Below are 4,707 nucleotides of genomic sequence, written 5' to 3' on the forward strand. Positions count from 1 at the left end.
CGCCCGCCGACGCCACCGCACCTATGGCGCGGCACTGACGAGCAATTGGAATGTCTCGGACGCGCTGACCGTAACCTCCGTCACTGCCTATGACTATGGTAAGCTGTATATCCCCGAAGATGCCGATGGCAGTCCGCTCCAGGTGGTCAATACCGAAAACAGGGGTCGCGGAGAGCAATTCTCGCAGGATTTGCGGCTCGCGAGTGATTATGACGGTGGTCTCAATTTCATTCTTGGTGCATATTATAACAAAGAGAAAATCCATGCCGGCACGTCGCTTGGATTTTTCACCGATATCGATGTAACGGGCGACGGTGCGATCAACGCCGACGACTGCGTCCAGGACTTTACAGTGTCCTGTGTCTATCGAAATGACTATCGCCAGACAAAGGAAAGCGCGGCAGTTTATGCCGACGTCAACTATGCGGTTTCAGGTCGGGTGACGCTTCGTGGCGGCCTACGCTACACCAAGGACAAGGGCAAGGCCGGCGACTACAAGGCGCAGCTCCTGGGCGCGGAGGACACGCCGATCGCCAATACCATCCCCGGCGATCCGGTTGATTTCGACGCAACGACAAGCGCCCGGTTCAGCAAAGACAATGTCTCCGGAAAGATCGGCGTCGATTTCAAGACGGCTGCCGATGATCTGCTTTATGCGAGCTTCAGCCGGGGCTATCGCGCCAGCGCATTCAACTCGCAGGCCTTCTTCTTTCCTGAAGAGCTGAACGTTGCGGATCCCGAAACCGTCAATGCCTATGAAGTTGGCTTTAAGACGCAATTTCTCGATCGGGCCGTCACATTGAACGGTGCCGTCTTCTACTATGATTATAAGAACCAGCAAGCACTGAACGTCGATCCCAACACTCTTGCCCAGACGCTCATCAACATCCCGAAATCGCGGATTTTTGGCGCCGAACTGGAAATTATGGCACGGCCGTTCGACGGACTGAAGATCAATGCCGGCCTTGGCTTGCTTGATACCAAGATTCAAGACGGGGAGATCAGCGGCGTCGTGCTCGACGGCAACCGGTTGCCGGCCGCGCCGACGGTCAATTTCAACGCCGGTTTTGACTGGGACGTCATGAAAAATGACAGTGGGATAGTGACGCTTGGGGTAGGCGGAAACTACAGTTCGAAGCAATATTTTGAACTTATCAATATAGATAGGTTGGTTCAGAAAAACTATATTATAATAAATATGCAATTTGGCTATCGAACGGCGAATGATCGTTATGGTGTGGCCCTGTGGGGTCGCAATATATTCAATGAATACTATTATCGTGGAGCGATTGACCTATCGGGTTTAGGCCTTGATTACTTCCATATCGGTGAACCGCGCACCTACGGCCTCACCATCGACGTGAAATTCTAGGAGCGGCCATCCGGGTCGGAGTGCTGACGCAAGCGCGTATCAGGACTGGAGATTCGACCACGTGATCCAGGGAGAGGCAAATGGCTGACTACAAGTTGCTTATCGGCGGACAGCTTGTTGCTGGCGACGCAGTGATGGACGTGATCAACCCCGCCACCGAGGAGGTGCTCGCCGTCTGCCCGCGCGCCTCGGAAGCACAACTCGATGCCGCGGTCGCCGCGGGGAAGGCCGCGTTCCCGGCCTGGGCACACACACCGATAGCCGAGCGACGCGCGATGTTGCTGAAGCTCGCGGACGCACTATCAGCGCGCATAGATGAATTTGCGCGACTGCTGACGCAGGAACAGGGCAAACCGCTCAGCGAGTCGACGGCCGAAATCGCCTATACCGAGGCGTTTGTCCGCCATCTCGCGATGCTCGAACTTGAAGCCAGGCTGATCGAAGATGGCGAGAGCCGACGGGTCGTGATGCGCCGTCGTCCGCTCGGAGTGGTCGGCGCGATCATTCCGTGGAACTTCCCGGTGCTGATCGTCGCGTTCAAGCTGCCGCTGGCGCTGCTTGCTGGCAACACCATCGTGGTGAAGCCCGCGCCGACGACGCCGCTCACCACGCTGCTGTTCGGTGAACTCTGCGCGGAGATATTCCCCGCAGGCGTGGTCAACATTATCACCGATCAAAATGATCTCGGCACGCGGCTCACCTGCCATCCTGACATCGCCAAGGTCACGTTCACCGGATCCACCGAGACTGGCCGGAAAGTCATGGCGAGCGCGGCCGCCACGATCAAGCGGATCACGCTCGAACTTGGGGGCAACGACGCCGCGATCGTGCTTGCCGACGCCGATCCGGCCACGGCGGCACCTGGAATTTTCCGTGCGGCGTTCATGAATGCCGGGCAGGTCTGTCTCGCGATCAAGCGCGTCTATGTCCATGACGACATTTATGACGAGATGTGCGCGGCACTCGCTCGGCTAGCAGAAGAAGCGGTGCTCGATGACGGGCTGCTTCAGGGCACGCAAATCGGGCCGCTCCAGAACAAGGCGCAATATGAGAAGGTGAAGACCTTTCTCGACGATGCCCGCGCCAGTGGCACTATTATCGCTGGCGGCGAGATCCAGGATCGGGCGGGCTATTTCATCCGTCCCACCATCGTTCGCGACATTTCGGACGGGACGAAGCTGGTCGACGAGGAGCAGTTTGGTCCCGTTCTGCCCGTCATACGTTTTTCCCATGCCGAGGATGCGCTTGCCCGCGCCAACGCCTCGATCTGGGGGCTCGGCGGCTCGGTGTGGTCGGGTGACCGTGAAGCCGCCTATGACCTCGCGGAACGCATGGACGCGGGCACCGTGTGGATCAACAAGCACCTCGATTTCGGACCCAACATCCCGTTCGGCGGTGCCAAGCAATCCGGATTGGGCGTAGAGTTCGCCGAGGAAGGCCTCGCCGAGTTCACCCAGATCCAGCTGATCAACGAGGCCAGATAAGTGGCGTGAGCTTCGCCGGCATATCTGTCCATTCCCACCCGGACGGAATGCGATCGCTCGGCTCGCGGCCGAACAGGCCTGCGCTGTTGCGATCCCAGAGATCAATGGACAGGCGTCCGGTACGACAAGGAACATGCAGGGAATGGACGCCATGAAAGTAAGCCATGTTAGGGGCAGCGACGCGCCGCCGTTGATCGAGACAGCCATTGGCGTCCAGTTCGACGCGACCGTCGCGCGAGACCCCGAGGGAGAAGCGCTGATCGTCCGCCATCAGGAGATCCGCTGGACCTGGAGCGAGCTCAAGGCGCGCGTCGACGCGGTTGCCGCTGGCCTTCTGGCGCACGGGTTGCGGCTGGGCGACCGGGTCGGAATATGGGCGCCCAATTGCGCCGAGTGGGCTGTGATTCAGTTCGCGACCGCAAAAGCGGGACTGATCCTTGTCAATATCAATCCGGCCTATCGCGCCACTGAACTCGAATTTGCACTGAACAAAGCGGGCTGCGTGGCGCTGGTGATGGCGCCCAGGCACAAGTCCAGCGACTATGTCGCGATGTTGACGGACCTGGCCCCCGAATTGCCGAGGTCAGCGCCAGGGGCCTTGCGGGCGGCACGGCTCCCCGCGCTTCGCCTGGTGGTCACCACGGGCGAAGCGCCCCATGACGGGTGCGTGCCCTTCGCGGCACTCGCTTCGGACGAGATCGATAGACTGACTGGCATCGACATCGAGCCCGGCGATGCGATCAACATCCAGTTCACCAGCGGTACGACGGGGTCCCCCAAGGGCGTGACGCTCTCGCACCGCAACATCCTCAACAACGCGCGTTTCGTCGGCGCGCGAATTGGCCTTGCTCCCAGTGACCGGGTCTGCATTCCCGTGCCGCTCTATCACTGTTTCGGCATGGTGATTGGCAATCTAGCCTGCGTCATCCACGGCGCGACGATGATCTATCCGGCCGAGGGCTTTGAGCCACTTGCCGTCCTCGAAGCAGTTGAGTCGGAGCAATGCACGACTGTCTACGGCGTGCCGACGATGTTTATCGCCATGCTCAACCATCCAGCATTTTCGCGTTTCGATCTTTCGTCGCTGCGCACCGGGATCATGGCGGGTTCGCCTTGCCCGAGTTCGGTGATGGAAGAGGTGATCGCCAGGATGCACATGTCCGAAGTCACGATCGCTTATGGCATGACGGAGACAAGTCCGGTGAGTTTCCAGAGCGATACTGACGACGCGTTCGACCTGCGTGTCGGCACCGTCGGACGCGTCCAGCCGCATCTCGAAGTCAAGATCGTCGATGCCGCTGGCGCGATCGTCGCCATGGGTGAAAGCGGCGAGCTGTGCACCCGCGGCTATGCGGTGATGCTCGGCTATTGGGACGATCCAGAGAGCACCGCCGAAGTGATCGACGCGGAGGGCTGGATGCACAGCGGCGATCTCGCGACGATCGACGATGCGGGCTATGGCAGGATCGTCGGGCGCATCAAGGACATGGTGATCCGTGGTGGCGAGAACATCTATCCGCGCGAGATCGAGGAGTTCCTGGTGACCCATGCCGCGATCGCCGACGCGCAGGTGATCGGCGTCCCGGATGAGCATTTCGGGGAAGAACTGTGCGCATGGATCGTCGTAAGGCCGGGCTTCGTCCTGTCGGAAGAGGATGTCCGTGCCCACTGCCGCGGTCGCATCGCTCACTTCAAGATCCCCCGTCACATCCGGTTCGTCGAAAGCTTTCCCATGACCGTCACCGGGAAGGTTCAGAAGTTCGCCATGCGCGAGGCCATGCTCGCCTAGTCCGGAGGGCTCTGTTGCAAAGATTGGCGGCAGTCAGAGGTAGGCTGTCGCTCTGCGCCGAT

The 4,707-nt window shown here is 59.8% G+C and carries 3 protein-coding genes; all 3 read left to right on the forward strand.

Annotated features, from left to right (window positions below; genetic code table 11):
* Positions 1-1,372, forward strand: a 1,372-nt coding sequence (locus AX703_RS15220) for a TonB-dependent receptor (RefSeq protein ID WP_156452080.1), incomplete at its 5' end; no start/stop codon positions are given.
* An 80-nt stretch (positions 1,373-1,452) separates the two neighbouring features.
* The gene (locus tag AX703_RS15225; protein ID WP_062345257.1) at positions 1,453-2,856 is read left to right on the forward strand and encodes an aldehyde dehydrogenase family protein; all 1,404 of its coding nucleotides are present in this window, start codon (positions 1,453-1,455) and stop codon (positions 2,854-2,856) included.
* Between the two features lie 142 nt (positions 2,857-2,998).
* Entirely contained in the window at positions 2,999-4,645 is a 1,647-nt protein-coding gene (locus AX703_RS15230; protein ID WP_369821029.1) for an AMP-binding protein, read from the forward strand.
* Positions 4,646-4,707: the final 62 nt, after the last annotated feature.

The organism is Novosphingobium sp. CCH12-A3 (assembly GCF_001556015.1).
GTDB lineage: Bacteria > Pseudomonadota > Alphaproteobacteria > Sphingomonadales > Sphingomonadaceae > Novosphingobium > Novosphingobium subterraneum.